We start from the raw sequence: 14,745 nt of genomic DNA on the forward strand, positions 1-14,745 counted from the left end.
AGTACAAGATAAAAACAATTCGTTTGAAGATTGCTGAAATTTCATTTTTTTCAGAAGAAAACAGAACAGTTTAAAAATCACGTTGTTAAAGTATTATTAAAACAAAAGACATAATATGGGTTTAATTTTTAATTGATTTGTTAAAGTGTTAAATTTACACTCAAAGAATTATTAACATAAACATATAAAATTATGGCTTTCGAATTACCGAAATTAAAATACGCTTACGACGCTTTAGAACCAAATATCGACGCTCGTACAATGGAAATACATCACACTAAACACCACAATGGATATACATCTAAATTAAATGCTGCTATTGAAGGCACAGATTTAGAAGGTAAATCTATAGAAAACATATTAACTAATCTTGATATGAATAATGCAGGTGTTAGAAATAATGGTGGAGGTTTTTACAATCACTCATTATTTTGGGATGTAATGAATCCAGAAGGAAAAGGACGTTTATCTGGAGATTTAAAAGAAGCAATTGAGATAGCTTATGGGTCTGTAGATGCTTTTAAAGATGCTTTTAGTAGTGCAGCTGCGACACAATTTGGTTCAGGTTGGGCTTGGTTATGTGTCCATGAAGGTGGAAAGGTGGAAGTTTGTTCTACACCAAACCAAGATAATCCATTAATGCCAGGAGTAACTTGTGGAGGAACACCAATATTAGGATTAGATGTATGGGAACATGCTTACTATTTAAACTACCAAAACAGAAGACCAGATTATATTAATGCATTTTTTAATGTTATTAACTGGAACGAAGTAGAGAGACGTTATGCTTTAGCAAAATAATAACAACTCATTATTAATATATTTAAAAGAGCTAGTAAATTTTACTAGCTCTTTTTTTATTGAGAATAAAAAACACGTTAATGGCTTTTAAGATTCTTCATTAGCATTAATTTCTTCCTCTTCACCATCAGCTTTAATAATATTAGGAAATATTATAGGAGCAATAGATTTTACAGGCTTATAAAGTACAGAGTCTTTAATATGCTCTTCGTCTACAAAGGTTATCGTATTATTCATTTTATTAAAAACAATTAATAATACACTTAAAATTAAACCTATTTTAAGAGCACCAAAAACACCACCAAGTAATTTATTTAAAATACCAAGAGAAGCAAAATCTGCTAGTTTAGTAAATGCTTTTCCTGCTAAAGAAATAATAAGAATAATAATTACAAACGTGATTGCGAATGCAGTTACATTAATAGTTTTTTCTGCCCATTCTGTTCTACTTTGTAGAAAATCTGCAACAAAGTAACTAAAATGAATAGCGCCATAAACTCCAGCAATTAATGCAACTAATGAAGCAACTTCAACAAAAAGACCTTTCATAAAACCGCGAACAAGCCCAAAAAGAAGTAAAGCACCTAAAACAATATCAATAACAGCCATAAAATGTAGAATTTTGTCAAATATAGTAAATATCAAAATTCCCCATCTTTTTTAAGCAGAAAACGATGATTACATCAAGTCTATTTATCAAATATTAAATCAATGATTTAAATATATCAAAGTCATAAAGAGGTTTAGTAACTTTGAACTTTAAAATTTGAACACATAACATGTCTAGAGATATAGAATTAAAAGAACGTTGGGAATTGGTAGTCAGTAAACTATCCACTCAATTTGCAGATGGAGAAAAACTCGATTTAGACGCCATAATTTACCTAATTGGTATTCAAGAATTAGGGCAGTTAGAACGTAAGTTTAAAAAAGACCAAAAACTCGATTTAATGCATATAGCTATATGTAAATTATTGGTGCCTTATGGCTATTACGAGTTAGATTTCGTAGACGAAGACGGTTGGCCACACTACCACATAAAAGAAGAATTACCAACCTTAAAAGCAGGTGAACAAAGCGTTTTAATGAAGGAAGCCATTGTAAACTACTTTATAGAAACCCAGTATATAGACTAGCATTTGGGCGTTACCACAAGGGTCAGGCTTTCACTACTCGCTCTCTGCGAGGAGCTCAAACAAACCGTTCAATCCTTAACGCAAACTATAACTAGATTAAGTCATTGTAAAACAAACCTTTTCTATTTGTTATAGCAATCTCTTTCTCTTTTAAAGATTACTTCGTTATTTCCTTCTCGAAATCACGATATTTTTAATTAAATTTGCCAATCATTTATAGAGGTCATGATAGATAAGATAAAAGAACTCATTGCAGAAGCAGAAAGCTTTAAAGCCCAATCGAAAGAAGAGGTTGAAGCTTTTAGAATTAAATATTTAGGTAAAAAAGGTTTACTTAACGATTATTTTGCCGAGTTTAAAAATGTAGCAAACGAGCATAAAAAAGAGTTTGGCCAAGTAATAAATCAGTTAAAAAATACAGCTCAAGATAAAGTGAATGCTTTAAAAGAAGAGTTGGATAATTCAACAGATGATAATTCTGGAAATCTAGATTTATCACGTCCAGGAGAACCTGTTTCAATAGGAGCAAGACATCCTATATCTATTGTAAAAAACGATATTATAGACATTTTTTCTCGTATAGGGTTTAACGTAAGTGAGGGTCCAGAAATAGAAGACGATTGGCATAATTTTACAGCATTAAACTTGCCAGAATATCATCCAGCAAGAGACATGCAGGATACGTTTTTTATTCAAACAGATCCAGATATTTTATTACGTACACATACAAGTTCTGTACAAGTACGTTATATGGAAAACAATCAACCACCAATTCGTACTATCTCGCCAGGTCGTGTGTATAGAAACGAAGCTATTTCGGCAAGATCACATTGTTTTTTCCACCAACTAGAAGGGTTATATATAGATAAAGATGTAAGTTTTGCAGATTTAAAGCAAACATTACAATACTTTACAACAGAACTTTTTGGAAAATCTAAAATAAGATTAAGACCATCTTACTTTCCATTTACAGAGCCAAGTGCAGAAATAGATGTGTATTGGGGACTTGAAACAGAAACCGATCATAAAATCACCAAAGGAACAGGTTGGTTAGAAATTGGAGGTTGTGGTATGGTAGATCCAAACGTATTAACAAATTGTGGGATTGATGCTAACGAATACTCAGGTTTTGCCTTTGGAGTTGGTATAGATAGAATAGCAATGTTATTGCACCAAATAGGTGATATTAGACTTTTAAGTGAAAACGATGTTAGGTTTTTAGAGCAGTTTAAGAGTGCTCTTTAATTCCTGCAAGACAGGAATTTCTATATAAAAAGAAAACAACCTTTATGTAAAATATTAGATTAAAAGAAACTCGTTTTAATTTTTTTTAACTCCTCTTTATTCTAGCAAAATAGACATAAAAAATCTATTTTTTCCATTAATAAGATTCCCACTTTCGTGGGAAATAAATATGAAAAAAGACATTGACATTCCAAAAGTTGAAGACGTTTACGTTGCAATTGTAAACGAGTACAACGACATTTATAAAACTCAAGATTGGAACGCTTATATAATTAACGATAAAGATGTTGATTTAGAAATGGTGTTAATAGTAACTAGCGGTTATTCAGAAAAGAAAATGACTTCTATTTTTAGAAAGAAAGTAGATTTGCTTCCTAAAAAAAGTTACGCTAAAATAGAATTGATGCAAGAAGATTTATTTACACTTAACAATCAATTTAAGGTCACTTTCTTTCAGGATAATAAGATGTTCGACAGAACATATACCTTCAGAAAAAACACTGTTAATCTTCAAGATTTACAAGAACTTCCTTTAATGGAAGCACGTGGTGTTTTGGTAAAGTAGATTATTTATTTAGCGGTAATTTCTTCTATTTTTTGAATAAATATTTTTGCGTTTTCATTTTCCGGATTAAATTCTAAAGATTTTTTATAATTAAATAAAGCTTTAGTTGTAAAATAGAATTCGCCTAAACTATCATAAGAGTTAAAATGATTTGGAAACAACTCTAATTGTAGATTGAATATTTTTAGAGCGTCTTCGGTCTTTTTATTATTAAGAAGTTGGTATGCTATGGCATTTAAATTATCATTATTTGTATAATAATTAGTAGTGTCTTTAAGTTGTTGTTTTAATTTTTTAATGCCATTATCGGTATCATGCAATAATGTGTTTTCTAAAAAGGCAACACTGTTTAATTTAGGATATTTAATCAGTTCGTTTTCTATGCCGTAAAATAAATTTTCCCAATTATTTAAGGCTGCATCAGAATTGCTATTCATAATTAATATTAATCCGTAATCACTATCAGGACATAATAAAAGTCCACTTTGTACACCACTTGATGTTCCTGTTTTAGAGTAGTAGAAACCTTCTTCTTCACCAACACCTAAACCTTCCCATAGGTAAGCAACAAGATTATCGTCATCGTCTTCAAAAAGCTGTTTAACAGATTCTTTTACTATAGGATTATCGCTTTCTAATTGAAATTTCATAAACGTAATTAAATCTGGAAGTGTAGTAACTAATCCAGCTGTTGCACCTAGTAATGGGTTTTTATTTAATGGAGCTAATTTGCCATTATTATAGCTATTTACTACTCGGTTATCATCAAAATTAGAATCTAATAAATAGGTGTTTTTCATGTTTAATTCGTCTAGAAAAGCTTGTAATAAAATAGAGTAAGGTTTTTGGTAAACTTGTTCTAAAATATAAGCAACTAGTTCCGGTCCAACAGAGTTGTATGCATAAACAGTTCCTGGTTTTTTATTTACTGTTACAGTTTTAAGTTCTTCTAGTAAGTGGTTAATGGTGTAGGTGAATGGCTTGTTTTCAAAATAACCTTTGTTTACACTATCTGTTACTTCTTTAAGTCTTTTTGGTGTTTTGTTTTTTAAACCAATAGTGTGTGTAAGTAGATTTTTAATGGTTATTGGTGTGCCTTCAAATTCTAAATTAGTGTAGTCTCCTATTAAGTATTTTCTAATATCATCATTAAGAGTAATCTTATTCTCTAAAACAGCTTTAGCAGCTAAGGATCCTGCAAATACTTTGGTTATGGATGCTATTTCGTATAAGGTATTATCGTCTGGAGTGTTGTTGGCTCCTTTATCGATTTCACCATAATAATTTTTATAGATTTCTTCATCTTTATAAATTGCAAACGCCAAGGAGTTAATATTGTTTTTTTCTAAAGTTTGGTTGGCATAAATATCGACAAGCTTAGTAATTTCTTTAAATGTGTCTATTTGTTCTTCTTTATTAGGTTTACAACTAAAAGTGGTTACAATAAAGAATAATAGGATTGCTTTAAATTTCATTATGATTATGTTTCTTATATAAGCGTTAAGTAATGGCTTTTAAGAAGGATAACAATATAACATGTTTGTTCCAGTTTCGCTCGCGTTAGGGATTGAAACGGCATCCTTTTTTTGAGGTACGATAAAAAAGATATAGTGTAAAGCCCGACCTTTAGGTAACGCCAAAAATAAAATAGATTCCTTTTTTTAAGGGAATTAATCTAATTTATCGGTTAGTTTTTTAAATACTTTTTTAGCATCCTTGCCTTCGTATAGCACATCGTAAACGGCTTCAATTATTGGTAAACGTGTTTTTTTTACGTTTTTCTTGTTAAGTAAATGTGCGCTTTTTGTAGCGTAATAACCTTCAGCTACCATGCTCATTTCCATTTGTGCAGATTTTACGGTATAACCTTTGCCAATCATGTTTCCAAACATGCGGTTTCTAGAAAATGTAGAGTAGCCTGTAACTAGTAAATCGCCTAAATAAGCCGAATTATTTATGTTACGTTTCATTTTGTGCATTTTCTTTATAAAACGCTTCATTTCGCGTATGGCATTACTCATTAAAACACTTTGGAAATTGTCTCCATATCCCAAACCGTGTGCAATACCAGCAGCAATAGCATAAATGTTTTTAAGCATAACTGCGTATTCTGTACCAATTACGTCGTCGCTAGTTGTTGTTTTTATATAATCGCTTGATAAAGCATCTGCGATTCCTTGTGCTTTTTTCTGGTCTACACAAGAAATAGTTAGGTAAGATAAACGTTCTAAAGCAACCTCTTCTGCATGACAAGGTCCAGCAATTACAGCTATGTTATCAAATGGAATCTTGTAACTATCATGAAAATGTTCACCTAATAGTTTTCCTGTTTCGGGAAGAATACCTTTTACAGCAGAGACAACTGTTTTGTTGGTAATATCTACAGTAAGTTTTTGTAATTCTGAATGGATAAAGGCAGATGGTACTACAAAAATAAGTACATCGGCGTAGTTAGCCATTTCGTTAATATCGTTGCTTAACTTTAGTTGTTCTAAGTGAAACTCTACAGAACTTAAATATGCAGGATTGTGTTGTTCTTTTAGTAAGTGTTCTTTAGTATAAACGCTACGCATATACCAACCTACTTCGTCTAAATTTTCGCAAAGCATTTTTACAATTGCAGTTGCCCAACTTCCAGATCCAAAAACAGCGTATTTTAATTGTTGACTCATAAATAAACAGTACAGTTATTAAACAAAATTAAGCAATTATAAGTTGTTAGTAAAGCACTGAGAACTATAGAAATAAATATTTTGGCACAGCTTTTGAAATTAGTCTAGTATCAATCCTTTAAAACGAAACGATTATGAAGACATTAAAACTACTTTCGGTATTTGCCCTAATAGCAACTTTATTAACCTCTTGCTACACAGAAGTTCTTGTAGAAGACGACTACGTAAATAATACAGCACCAGCAATATCAATAGATCAATTATTTAATACTTACGAGTTATGGTATGTGGATATTAATAAAACAGTAGGTTATGGAGAATCACCATTTTTACAAATAGCATTTACTGTTTCTTTTAGAAACGGAACGCTATATGCAAACAATAATTTAGTTGGTATTGGTAATCAGGGTAATGGATTTGGAATCCCAATAGGCGCTTATAATGCTTATGACATGATTTTAGATATCGATCATGATATAGATGGTTATGATAGTTTTGATGTTTACCAAGTAGATAATAATACAATAGAATTATATAACCCTTTTAATGACACCTCTTATTTTTTAAATGGATACCAACGTTCTAATTTTGATTACGATTATGTTTTTTACGATAACATTCATTATTTCATGCAAGAATACGAAGCTTGGGAAAAAACATATACAAGCGATTATGGTGCATTAAACGAATTTGATAACGAAAACTTCTTACAGTTTTTATCTGGAGGTAACGATAGTACGTTTAGAAGTTCTCAAGACCAAAGTGGTGCAAACCCTAATAATTTATATTGGGATTACACAGGAGATTATGGAGTAGGAAGTGTTAGTGGGAATATGTACTTAAAAACATTAACGCTAGATTATGACTATTTTGATAATGAGTTTTTTGAGTTGAGTGTTATTAACGATCAAAGAATAGAATTGTTTCACACAGGTTCTGGAACTGTTTACGAATTTACAGGAAGAGGTTATATTCAATATTTAAAAGAAGGAACAACGATAGATAGGTCTAAAACGTCTGATTTAAAGAAGCGTAAGCAACGTTCTGCTAAAAAAGATAATATGCGTGAAAACACTCGTAAATAGATAAAAGACTACGTTTAATAAGCCGTTTATAAAAAAGTTCTTAGATGGCTTTGTTTTTTGGCACATAAATTGTAATAAATAATTGGAATTGAGGAAGATTTTCTTCAATTTTACAACACATATAATTAACTATTAAAAACAAACAACAAATTATGGGATTATTTTCATTTATTAAAAATGCAGGCGCTAAAGTTTTTGGCATAGGAAAAACAGATGCAGAAGAAGCTGCTGAAGCTGCTGCTGCAGAATTAAAATTAGAAGAAGCTGCTGCAAGAAAGTTAGAACAAACAATTAATGATTTAGAGCTTAAAGTTGAAGGACTTAGTGTGAATATCGATGACGATGCTGCAACTATATCTGGATTAGCTTACGATCAAGCTACTCGCGAAAAAGCGATATTAGTAGTAGGAAACAGTAAAGGTATAGCTACTGTAGACGATAGAATGACAGTTGAACACGTAGAGCCAGAAGCACAGTTTCATACTGTTATAAGTGGAGATACTTTAGGGAAAATTGCAAAGAAATTTTATGGTAATGCTATGAAGTATCCTGTGATTTTTGAAGCTAACAAGCCAATGTTAGAGCATCCAGATAAAATTTATCCAGGACAAGTATTGCGTATTCCTGCTTTAGACTAGAAAAACACAATGCATTAAATAAAAAAGCCAACTCGAGAGAGATGGCTTTTTTCGCTATTAATCAAAATAACAAATAATACCTAAAAATTATTTGTTATGGGAAAACTTTAAATAGATTAGAAAAAAACTAACTATTAAAGTGTATGTTTTATTTTTAATTAAACATCTAAAAAAGGGATAAATAGTAGATGTAGTGTCTAATTCTACTTCAAAAGTAGAATAAAGAAAGACTGCTCACAAAATTATTTTTCATAATTTTGTGTATTTCATCGAAAAAGTGCCTTTTTTTTTATTTTACGTTACGGTAAAAGCCGTAATTTTTTTGATTGTAAGAATTTGCTACAAAATTTAAAAGTTTTTAATCTTTAAATTCCCAATGGTCTGCATAAATTCCGTAGAAATAATCCATTTCATATTTAACAACATAGTTTTCATCCCTATCAATCATTTCATTAATATTGTATGCAAATACTTTAATGTTGTTTTCTTTTAGAGCTTTAAAGAGTTCTAAGTTTTCAGCAAGCTTTAAGCGTGACATAGCAATATCTGTAATGTTTAGCGCTTTTAGTTTTTTTATTTTATTTCCCTTTAGATTAAAAATCACACGTTGTGAAGGCATGGCAGATTTAATATTGGCAGCAATACCTTCTTTTACAGCTTCCAAAGTAAATAGCTCCATCATTAACCTGTTTTTATCGATAAATAGTTCAGAAAAGGCGTTTGGTTCATTTACTTTATCGGTAATTAATATTGCATCCTTATGTTTTGTAAACCACTTATTAATAGCGTCCATATCTAATGGAGTATATTTTTCATGAATTTTATATTTTAAAAATTCATCTTTTGTAGTAGGAACATCTCCTTTGTATTTAGTTTTTTCTTTCCATTCGTCCCAATAGTGTGCAGCTACATATTTACCGTCACTAGTTTTTATAATATCAAGCTCAAACAACCTAAACCCTTTATTGTAGCTAGAATTTAAAGCCTCTAAAGAGTTTGTGTATGTGTGTTTGTCTATTATTCCTCCTGCATGAGCTATAAAACGCAAAGTGTCTTTTTTGTAAGAAGAAAATTTCTCTGATTTCTTCGGGATTAAAAATGGCTGAACTATAGCTCTAGAAAACCCAGAAATATTTAAGGCTGTGAGTGCGGTTATATTGTCTTTAATAAACTCATTTTTATTTCCAGTAACATAGTCGGTTAAAAAAGTTGCATTATGTTTAATTTGTGCACCATCCATAATAATTTTTGGTAAATCTATTTGGTAAAGTACCTGAGTTTTATAAGTTTCAATATTGTTCTTTGGAGCATTTGTAAAAATAAATAAACCTCTTTCACCAGTGTCATCAAAAATAGTATCGCTTCCCATTTTTAAGTGATCTGGAAATATATATACAGTGGTATTCTCTAACGCTCCTGTAGTTTGTAAATGAGTTAGAAAGCTTTTAAGCATATTATCTGTTGCAGCAACCATGTATTCAAGATTAGAATTTTGAGGAGCTATTATATCTTCAAAGCGATTGTCGTAAATACCATTTGGAAAATGCGTGCTTAATGTTGCAATAAATAAAGCAAAAGCTTTATTGTTACTTGTGTTTTTATCTACAATGTCTTTTGCTTTATCAAATAAATCTTTGTCTTGAATTTTTTCTTTTAATTCTGTCTTATCAATAATTTGGTCAATCTTAAGAGCGTACAGCATGTCGTTTGTTCCAGAAACCTTAGCATTGGCACTTAGGTAGGTTTTAGAATAATTTTCTTTATCTAAAATATGTGTAATTCCAGTAATATTAGAATGGTAGCTATTTTGAAAAATTTTATTATGATACGTTCCAAAATATGCAGGAAAACCAGTAATTGATGTGTAAAGAGAACCACTTGTCCACTTACTCCCTTCATTTTGATTTAAGTCTAAATAGGTCCAATCTTGATTAGTTTTCAAACTTCTAAGAAACGGAGTCAGGTCTTCAAACTTATCGCTTAAATATCCTTTTTCGAAAGATTCTAATGCAATAATAATTATGTTTTTTTTACTACTTGAAACTTTTAAATTTTCAGGTTTTACATAATCACTCATGTTGAGTGCTTCTAAATTTTTAGTAAAACCTTTATTGTCTACTTGTAAAGATTTAATAAGAGTATAGCTGGAGTTAATCACTCCTTTTGGTAAACTCATTGTAAAGAGCGCTAAAATTATTATTAAACTAGTTGCTGCTCTTAAGAGTTTTGGTTTTTTTATTTTAGAATTAAATGCAGCAAGAAGCATGCGAGATTTGTAGAAAACGTATGTTAATACAGTAATTAAAAAAACAATTAAAAAGATTTGAAATGTAAATAAATCCATCATTCCATCAATATCTCTTTTGTTAAAATGAATGATAAAACTATAACCTATATATGTTCTTACAATAAAAAGCGATGTTAATTGTAAAACACTAAAAGCACTTAATATAACAGAAGTGACAAAACGTAAAGCCTTATTTTTTAAAAATGAACAGAAAATAAAACAAATAATAATAAGCAGTGCCATATTTCCAAGGAGAAACACTTTTTCGTACAAGCTTATTTTAAGTAAATGAAGAATCATTATTTATAAAAATTCATCTCGTCTATATACTCCCAAACATTTTTTGGCAATAGAGGTTTAATGTTTTTGCCTTCTTTTATTGCTTTTCTAATCATGGTTGAAGAGATTTCCATGATTGGTGCATCTACCTTGTGTATTTTTTTATGTCCACTAAATTGAGTCTCCATTGTGCCTTCAGAAATTCTTGGATACACATAAATGTTATGATTCTCTAAGATAATCTCGTAGTTTTTCCATTTATGGAAGTTCTTTAAATTATCTTCTCCCATAATTAAAGAAAATTGATAGTCTGGATGTTTTTCTTGTAAATAGGTAAGTGTATTTATAGTGTAGTTAGGTTGCGGTAAATTAAATTCAATATTACTCTCTTTTAATTTGTTATAATCTTTAGTAGCAAGGTGCACCATTTCCAAACGTTGAAAATTATCTAATAAAGTGTTTTTCTTTTTAAAAGGATTGTGTGGTGTAACTACAAACCAAACTTGGTCTAAATCGCTATTCTCTACTAATTGATTGGCGATAATTAAGTGCCCAATATGGATTGGGTTAAAAGAACCGAAATAGAGACCTATATTCATCTTCGTTTGGTGTTATTTTTCAGTATCGGTTATTAAAAAATGTCCTACAAGGTTTTCGGCTTCTTGTAAGGCTTTTTCTAAATTGTCGTTTTCAATAATTACATCAAAAAGAGGAGCTGTAGCTAACTCTGCACTAGCTTTTGCTACACGCATGTTAATTTTATCGTCGCTTTCTGTTTTTCTTTTTTTAAGCCTAATTTTTAACTCATCTATACTTGGTGGTTTTACAAAAACAGATAGGGTTTGCTCTGGGAATTTTCGTTTTATACGTAAACCGCCAGAAACATCAATATCGAAAATAACGTTTTTGCCTAAAGCCCAAAGTCTTTCGACTTCTGTTTTTAAAGTACCATAGAAATTATCTCTATAAACTTCTTCCCATTCAAGGAAATCGTCGTCTTTAATATGTTGTTTAAAGTCGTTCGCAGATAAGAAGTAGTAATCTTCTGCATGCACTTCTGTGCCTCGTTTTTCGCGAGAAGTAGCAGAGATAGAAAATGCTAGGTTTAATGCTTCTTGTTTTAGTAAGTGCCTAACTATGGTTGTTTTTCCAGAGCCAGAAGGAGCAGAAAACACAATTAGTTTGCCTTGTTTAGGTTTGTCTTTATTCACTTCGGTATTCTTAATATATTAAAAAGGTCTTGACTAAGCTTGACCAAACGGTATAATTAAATGTCAATATATTGACTATAAAACGTTTAATAATTGTTCCTTAATTTTTTCTAACTCATCCTTCATTTGTACAACTAATTGTTGCATTGGAGCATAATTACTTTTAGAACCAATGGTGTTAATTTCTCTTCCCATTTCTTGACCAATAAAAGCTAGTTTTTTTCCGTTAGAATCTTTTGAGTTTAGTGTTGCAACAAAATACTCTAAATGGTTTTTTAAACGCACTTTTTCTTCCGTAATATCAAATTTTTCTATGTAGTAAACCAATTCTTGTTCAAAACGGTTCTCGTCGTACTTTTCTCTAAGGTCTTCAACGCCTTTTTTTAAGCGTTCGCGAACACCTTCAACACGTTCTGGATCCATAGTAAGTACTTGTTCTAATAAGTCTTCTATAGTTGCAACGCGGTTTTTAAAATCGGCTTCAAGAACTTTACCTTCATTTAAACGATAATCATTAATAGCAAGTATTGCTACTTTAATTTCAGCTTCAATTTTTGCCCATTCGGTATTGTCTATTTCTTCGCGCTCTGTATTTAAAGCGTCTGGAAAACGAACAGCCATTTTTAGGAGTTCGATCTCACTACCATCAACCACATTTTTAAGTTGTTGTATGTATTGCTTTACAACAGGTGTGTTAATTTTAGTCGAGGTGTCTTCAGCAGTAGCTTCAACATAAATAGAAAAATCTATTTTTCCACGATCTAACTCTTTAGCCATTAATTTACGTAAGTAAAGTTCCTTTTCTCTGTAAATAGAAGGCATTCTAGCATTCAAATCTAGATTTTTGCTATTAAGTGATTTTAGCTCAATTGTAATTTTTTTTGTTGGTAATTGTAAAACAGATTTACCATAACCTGTCATTGAATGTATCATATGCTTTTTATAAAAGTTGCACAAAGATAAGTAAAACAGAATCCTTAGAAAACTCCATATTGTTTTTACTTAATGCGGTAACTATTAAGTAAAAATAATATAGCTTTGTATTTCAAAATTTAAAAAAATGTATAAAAAAGAGTTCGAAATACGCTGGAGTGATATTGATGCTAATAGGCATTTAGCAAATTCAGCTTATACTAATTTTATGAGCCATACTAGAATGGCTTTTTTAGTAGAACACGGTTTTACCATGAAAGAATTAGCAATCCATAATATTGGACCAGTAGTTTTTTATGAGCACATGCATTATTTTAAAGAAGCTTTTATGGGACAACCTCTTACTGTATCTCTAGAAGTTTCTGGATTGAGTGAGGATGGTACATTTTTTAAATTCGATCATAATTTTTATAACTATAAAGGAGAAAACATAGCGTTTTGCGAAATGTTTGGTGCTTGGATAGATTTAAAGGCTAGAAAGATGACGAGTCTACCAAAAGTACTTGCAGACTTAGCAGATAAGTTTCCAAAATCTGAAGACTATAAAATTCTAACTAAAGAAGATACACGAGCACATGGTAGAACTCCAAAAAATTTAACGCTCTAGTTCTACTTTAGGCTTTTTTGTTACCAAATATACTCCTGCAAATATTAGTGTAGAGGCTATTATTTTTACTGGTGTTACAGTGTCACTTCCCATAATAATGGCAAAAATACCAGCAATTACTGGCTGTATGTAAATAAATGTGGTTACAGTAGAGGCTTTTAAATGTTTAAGCGCTAAAGGGTTTAGTAGGTACGTTCCAAATGTTGCACCAACAACTACAAAAAGCACTGAAAATAAAATATATGGTGTAAAAGTTGAAAATTGAGCAGTAACTAAATCATTATACCCAAAAGGGATTACCATAATTAATCCAAATAAAAATAACCAGCGTATAAATGTAAATGGATGGTATTTATTGGTTAGTTTTTTAATAATAATAATATAAATACTATAGGATATAGCGTTTATGAAAACTAACAAATTACCCAATAAAATATTGTCACCTTCTAAGTTAGATTTCCCATAGATGCTTAGTACGAAAGCACCGGAGAAACCTAAAATAACGCCAAAAATCTTTAATGTTGTAATGCTTTCTTTTAAGTAAAATGATGATAAAACCAATACAATAATTGGTACAGTTATCATAATAACCGAAGCATGGATGGGTGTTGTAAACTCTAGGCCTTTAAAAAAACAAAGCATATTTAGTGCAACGCCAAATATAGCTGCATAGAAGAAGGTTAAATAATCTTTTCGATCAATTTTTTCTCTAGGCCCTAAAAAACTAAATAACCAAAACAAAGCGGTTGCTCCTGCAACGCGTATTAATATAAAACCAAAAGGTTTTATATAACCACCAGAAATAACATCTTTAGCAAAAGTAAAAGTTAAGCCGTAAAGTAGCTGAACAGTAAATGCAGCAATTAATGCCCAATATCTAGTTTTCATCTAAAGCATTTTTTACAGCTTCAACATTTTGTTTAGAGTTTCCTATGTAGATTTTATTATTTAAAATAAAAACTGGTCGGCTTAAAAAAGTATAATGTTCTAAAATTAGATTCTTGTAATCTGTTTCAGTTAAATTCTGGGTTTTTAAATCGCGTTGCTTATAAAGTGTTGCTCTTTTACTAAAAAAGGCTTCGTAGCTTCCTGCTAGGTTTTTCATTTCTTCAATTTGAGCTTCTGTAATAGCTTCAGTTTTTATATTTTGAAGTACTACGTTTTCTGGTAGATCAAGCTCTTTTAAAATACGAATACAAGTGCTACAAGATTTTAAATAATATACTTTATTAGTCATCGAATTATCTGAATTCGTTTCCGTGAAAACGGAAATCTAGTTTTTACAC

The 14,745-nt window shown here is 30.6% G+C and carries 16 protein-coding genes; 7 read left to right on the forward strand and 9 right to left on the reverse strand.

The features are described 5' to 3' along the window. Positions 1–192 precede the first annotated feature (192 nt). Positions 193–801 carry a superoxide dismutase gene (locus CW733_RS13370; RefSeq protein ID WP_100997657.1) on the forward strand — a complete coding sequence of 203 codons (609 nt, stop codon included), beginning with the start codon at positions 193–195 and terminating at the stop codon, positions 799–801. Between the two features lie 87 nt (positions 802–888). Here CW733_RS13370 and CW733_RS13375 read toward each other — a convergent pair whose 3' ends face one another. Then, positions 889–1,410, reverse strand: a complete 522-nt coding sequence (locus tag CW733_RS13375) for a CvpA family protein (RefSeq protein ID WP_100997658.1) — start codon at positions 1,408–1,410, stop codon at positions 889–891. A gap of 170 nt (positions 1,411–1,580) precedes the next feature. On the opposite strand from CW733_RS13375, the gene CW733_RS13380 reads away from it, so the two are divergent. The 3 genes from CW733_RS13380 (at position 1,581) to CW733_RS13390 (ending at position 3,747) form a co-directional block, all read left to right on the forward strand. Then, entirely contained in the window at positions 1,581–1,937 is a 357-nt protein-coding gene (locus CW733_RS13380; protein WP_100997659.1) for a hypothetical protein, read from the forward strand. Between the two features lie 225 nt (positions 1,938–2,162). Then, the gene (gene pheS / locus CW733_RS13385; RefSeq protein WP_100997660.1) at positions 2,163–3,182 is read left to right on the forward strand and encodes a phenylalanine--tRNA ligase subunit alpha; all 1,020 of its coding nucleotides are present in this window, start codon (positions 2,163–2,165) and stop codon (positions 3,180–3,182) included. 169 nt (positions 3,183–3,351) lie between these two features. Then, a complete protein-coding gene (locus CW733_RS13390) occupies positions 3,352–3,747 on the forward strand; it encodes a hypothetical protein (protein ID WP_100997661.1) in 396 nt (131 codons plus the stop codon). A 5-nt stretch (positions 3,748–3,752) separates the two neighbouring features. Here the strand turns inward: CW733_RS13390 and CW733_RS13395 are convergent, their stop codons facing one another. Together CW733_RS13395 and CW733_RS13400 are read right to left on the reverse strand one after the other, a co-directional pair. Further along, positions 3,753–5,222 carry a serine hydrolase domain-containing protein gene (locus CW733_RS13395; protein ID WP_100997662.1) on the reverse strand — a complete coding sequence of 490 codons (1,470 nt, stop codon included), beginning with the start codon at positions 5,220–5,222 and terminating at the stop codon, positions 3,753–3,755. A 195-nt stretch (positions 5,223–5,417) separates the two neighbouring features. Continuing rightward, complete coding sequence (locus CW733_RS13400) at positions 5,418–6,419, reverse strand: NAD(P)H-dependent glycerol-3-phosphate dehydrogenase (protein ID WP_100997663.1); 1,002 nt, start codon at positions 6,417–6,419, stop codon at positions 5,418–5,420. A 134-nt stretch (positions 6,420–6,553) separates the two neighbouring features. On the opposite strand from CW733_RS13400, the gene CW733_RS13405 reads away from it, so the two are divergent. Both CW733_RS13405 and lysM read left to right on the forward strand, forming a co-directional pair. Further along, positions 6,554–7,504: a nicotinic acid mononucleotide adenyltransferase gene (locus tag CW733_RS13405; RefSeq protein ID WP_100997664.1), complete on the forward strand. Its 951-nt coding sequence runs from the start codon at positions 6,554–6,556 to the stop codon at positions 7,502–7,504. Between the two features lie 152 nt (positions 7,505–7,656). Next, positions 7,657–8,142, forward strand: a complete 486-nt coding sequence (gene lysM / locus CW733_RS13410; protein ID WP_100997665.1) for a peptidoglycan-binding protein LysM — start codon at positions 7,657–7,659, stop codon at positions 8,140–8,142. A 358-nt stretch (positions 8,143–8,500) separates the two neighbouring features. On the opposite strand, the gene CW733_RS13415 is transcribed toward lysM, so the two are convergent. The 4 genes from CW733_RS13415 to CW733_RS13430 all read right to left on the reverse strand — a co-directional run bounded on the left by CW733_RS13415 (position 8,501) and on the right by CW733_RS13430 (position 12,852). After that, the gene (locus CW733_RS13415; RefSeq protein WP_157811579.1) at positions 8,501–10,672 is read right to left on the reverse strand and encodes a sulfatase-like hydrolase/transferase; all 2,172 of its coding nucleotides are present in this window, start codon (positions 10,670–10,672) and stop codon (positions 8,501–8,503) included. 56 nt (positions 10,673–10,728) lie between these two features. After that, positions 10,729–11,307: a nicotinate (nicotinamide) nucleotide adenylyltransferase gene (nadD, locus tag CW733_RS13420; protein ID WP_100997667.1), complete on the reverse strand. Its 579-nt coding sequence runs from the start codon at positions 11,305–11,307 to the stop codon at positions 10,729–10,731. Positions 11,308–11,319: 12 nt separating this feature from the next. After that, positions 11,320–11,919 (reverse strand): guanylate kinase, encoded by a 600-nt coding sequence (gene gmk, locus CW733_RS13425; protein WP_100997668.1) that lies wholly within the window; start codon positions 11,917–11,919, stop codon positions 11,320–11,322. Positions 11,920–11,994: 75 nt separating this feature from the next. After that, on the reverse strand, positions 11,995–12,852 hold the full coding sequence (locus CW733_RS13430; RefSeq protein ID WP_100997669.1) for a YicC/YloC family endoribonuclease: 858 nt from the start codon (positions 12,850–12,852) through the stop codon (positions 11,995–11,997). Between the two features lie 127 nt (positions 12,853–12,979). Here CW733_RS13430 and CW733_RS13435 point away from each other — a divergent pair, with 127 nt between their 5' ends. Further along, positions 12,980–13,459: a thioesterase family protein gene (locus CW733_RS13435; protein ID WP_100997670.1), complete on the forward strand. Its 480-nt coding sequence runs from the start codon at positions 12,980–12,982 to the stop codon at positions 13,457–13,459. On the opposite strand, the gene CW733_RS13440 is transcribed toward CW733_RS13435, so the two are convergent. Both CW733_RS13440 and CW733_RS13445 read right to left on the reverse strand, forming a co-directional pair. Further along, entirely contained in the window at positions 13,448–14,347 is a 900-nt protein-coding gene (locus CW733_RS13440; protein WP_100997671.1) for a DMT family transporter, read from the reverse strand. The two genes, CW733_RS13435 and CW733_RS13440, sit on opposite strands and share 12 nt — an antisense overlap. Continuing rightward, positions 14,337–14,696 carry an arsenate reductase family protein gene (locus CW733_RS13445; protein WP_100997672.1) on the reverse strand — a complete coding sequence of 120 codons (360 nt, stop codon included), beginning with the start codon at positions 14,694–14,696 and terminating at the stop codon, positions 14,337–14,339. The genes CW733_RS13440 and CW733_RS13445 overlap by 11 nt, the downstream gene beginning before the upstream one ends. Positions 14,697–14,745: the final 49 nt, after the last annotated feature.

The organism is Lacinutrix sp. Bg11-31, from assembly GCF_002831665.1.
In the GTDB taxonomy this organism is placed as follows: Bacteria; Bacteroidota; Bacteroidia; order Flavobacteriales; family Flavobacteriaceae; genus Lacinutrix.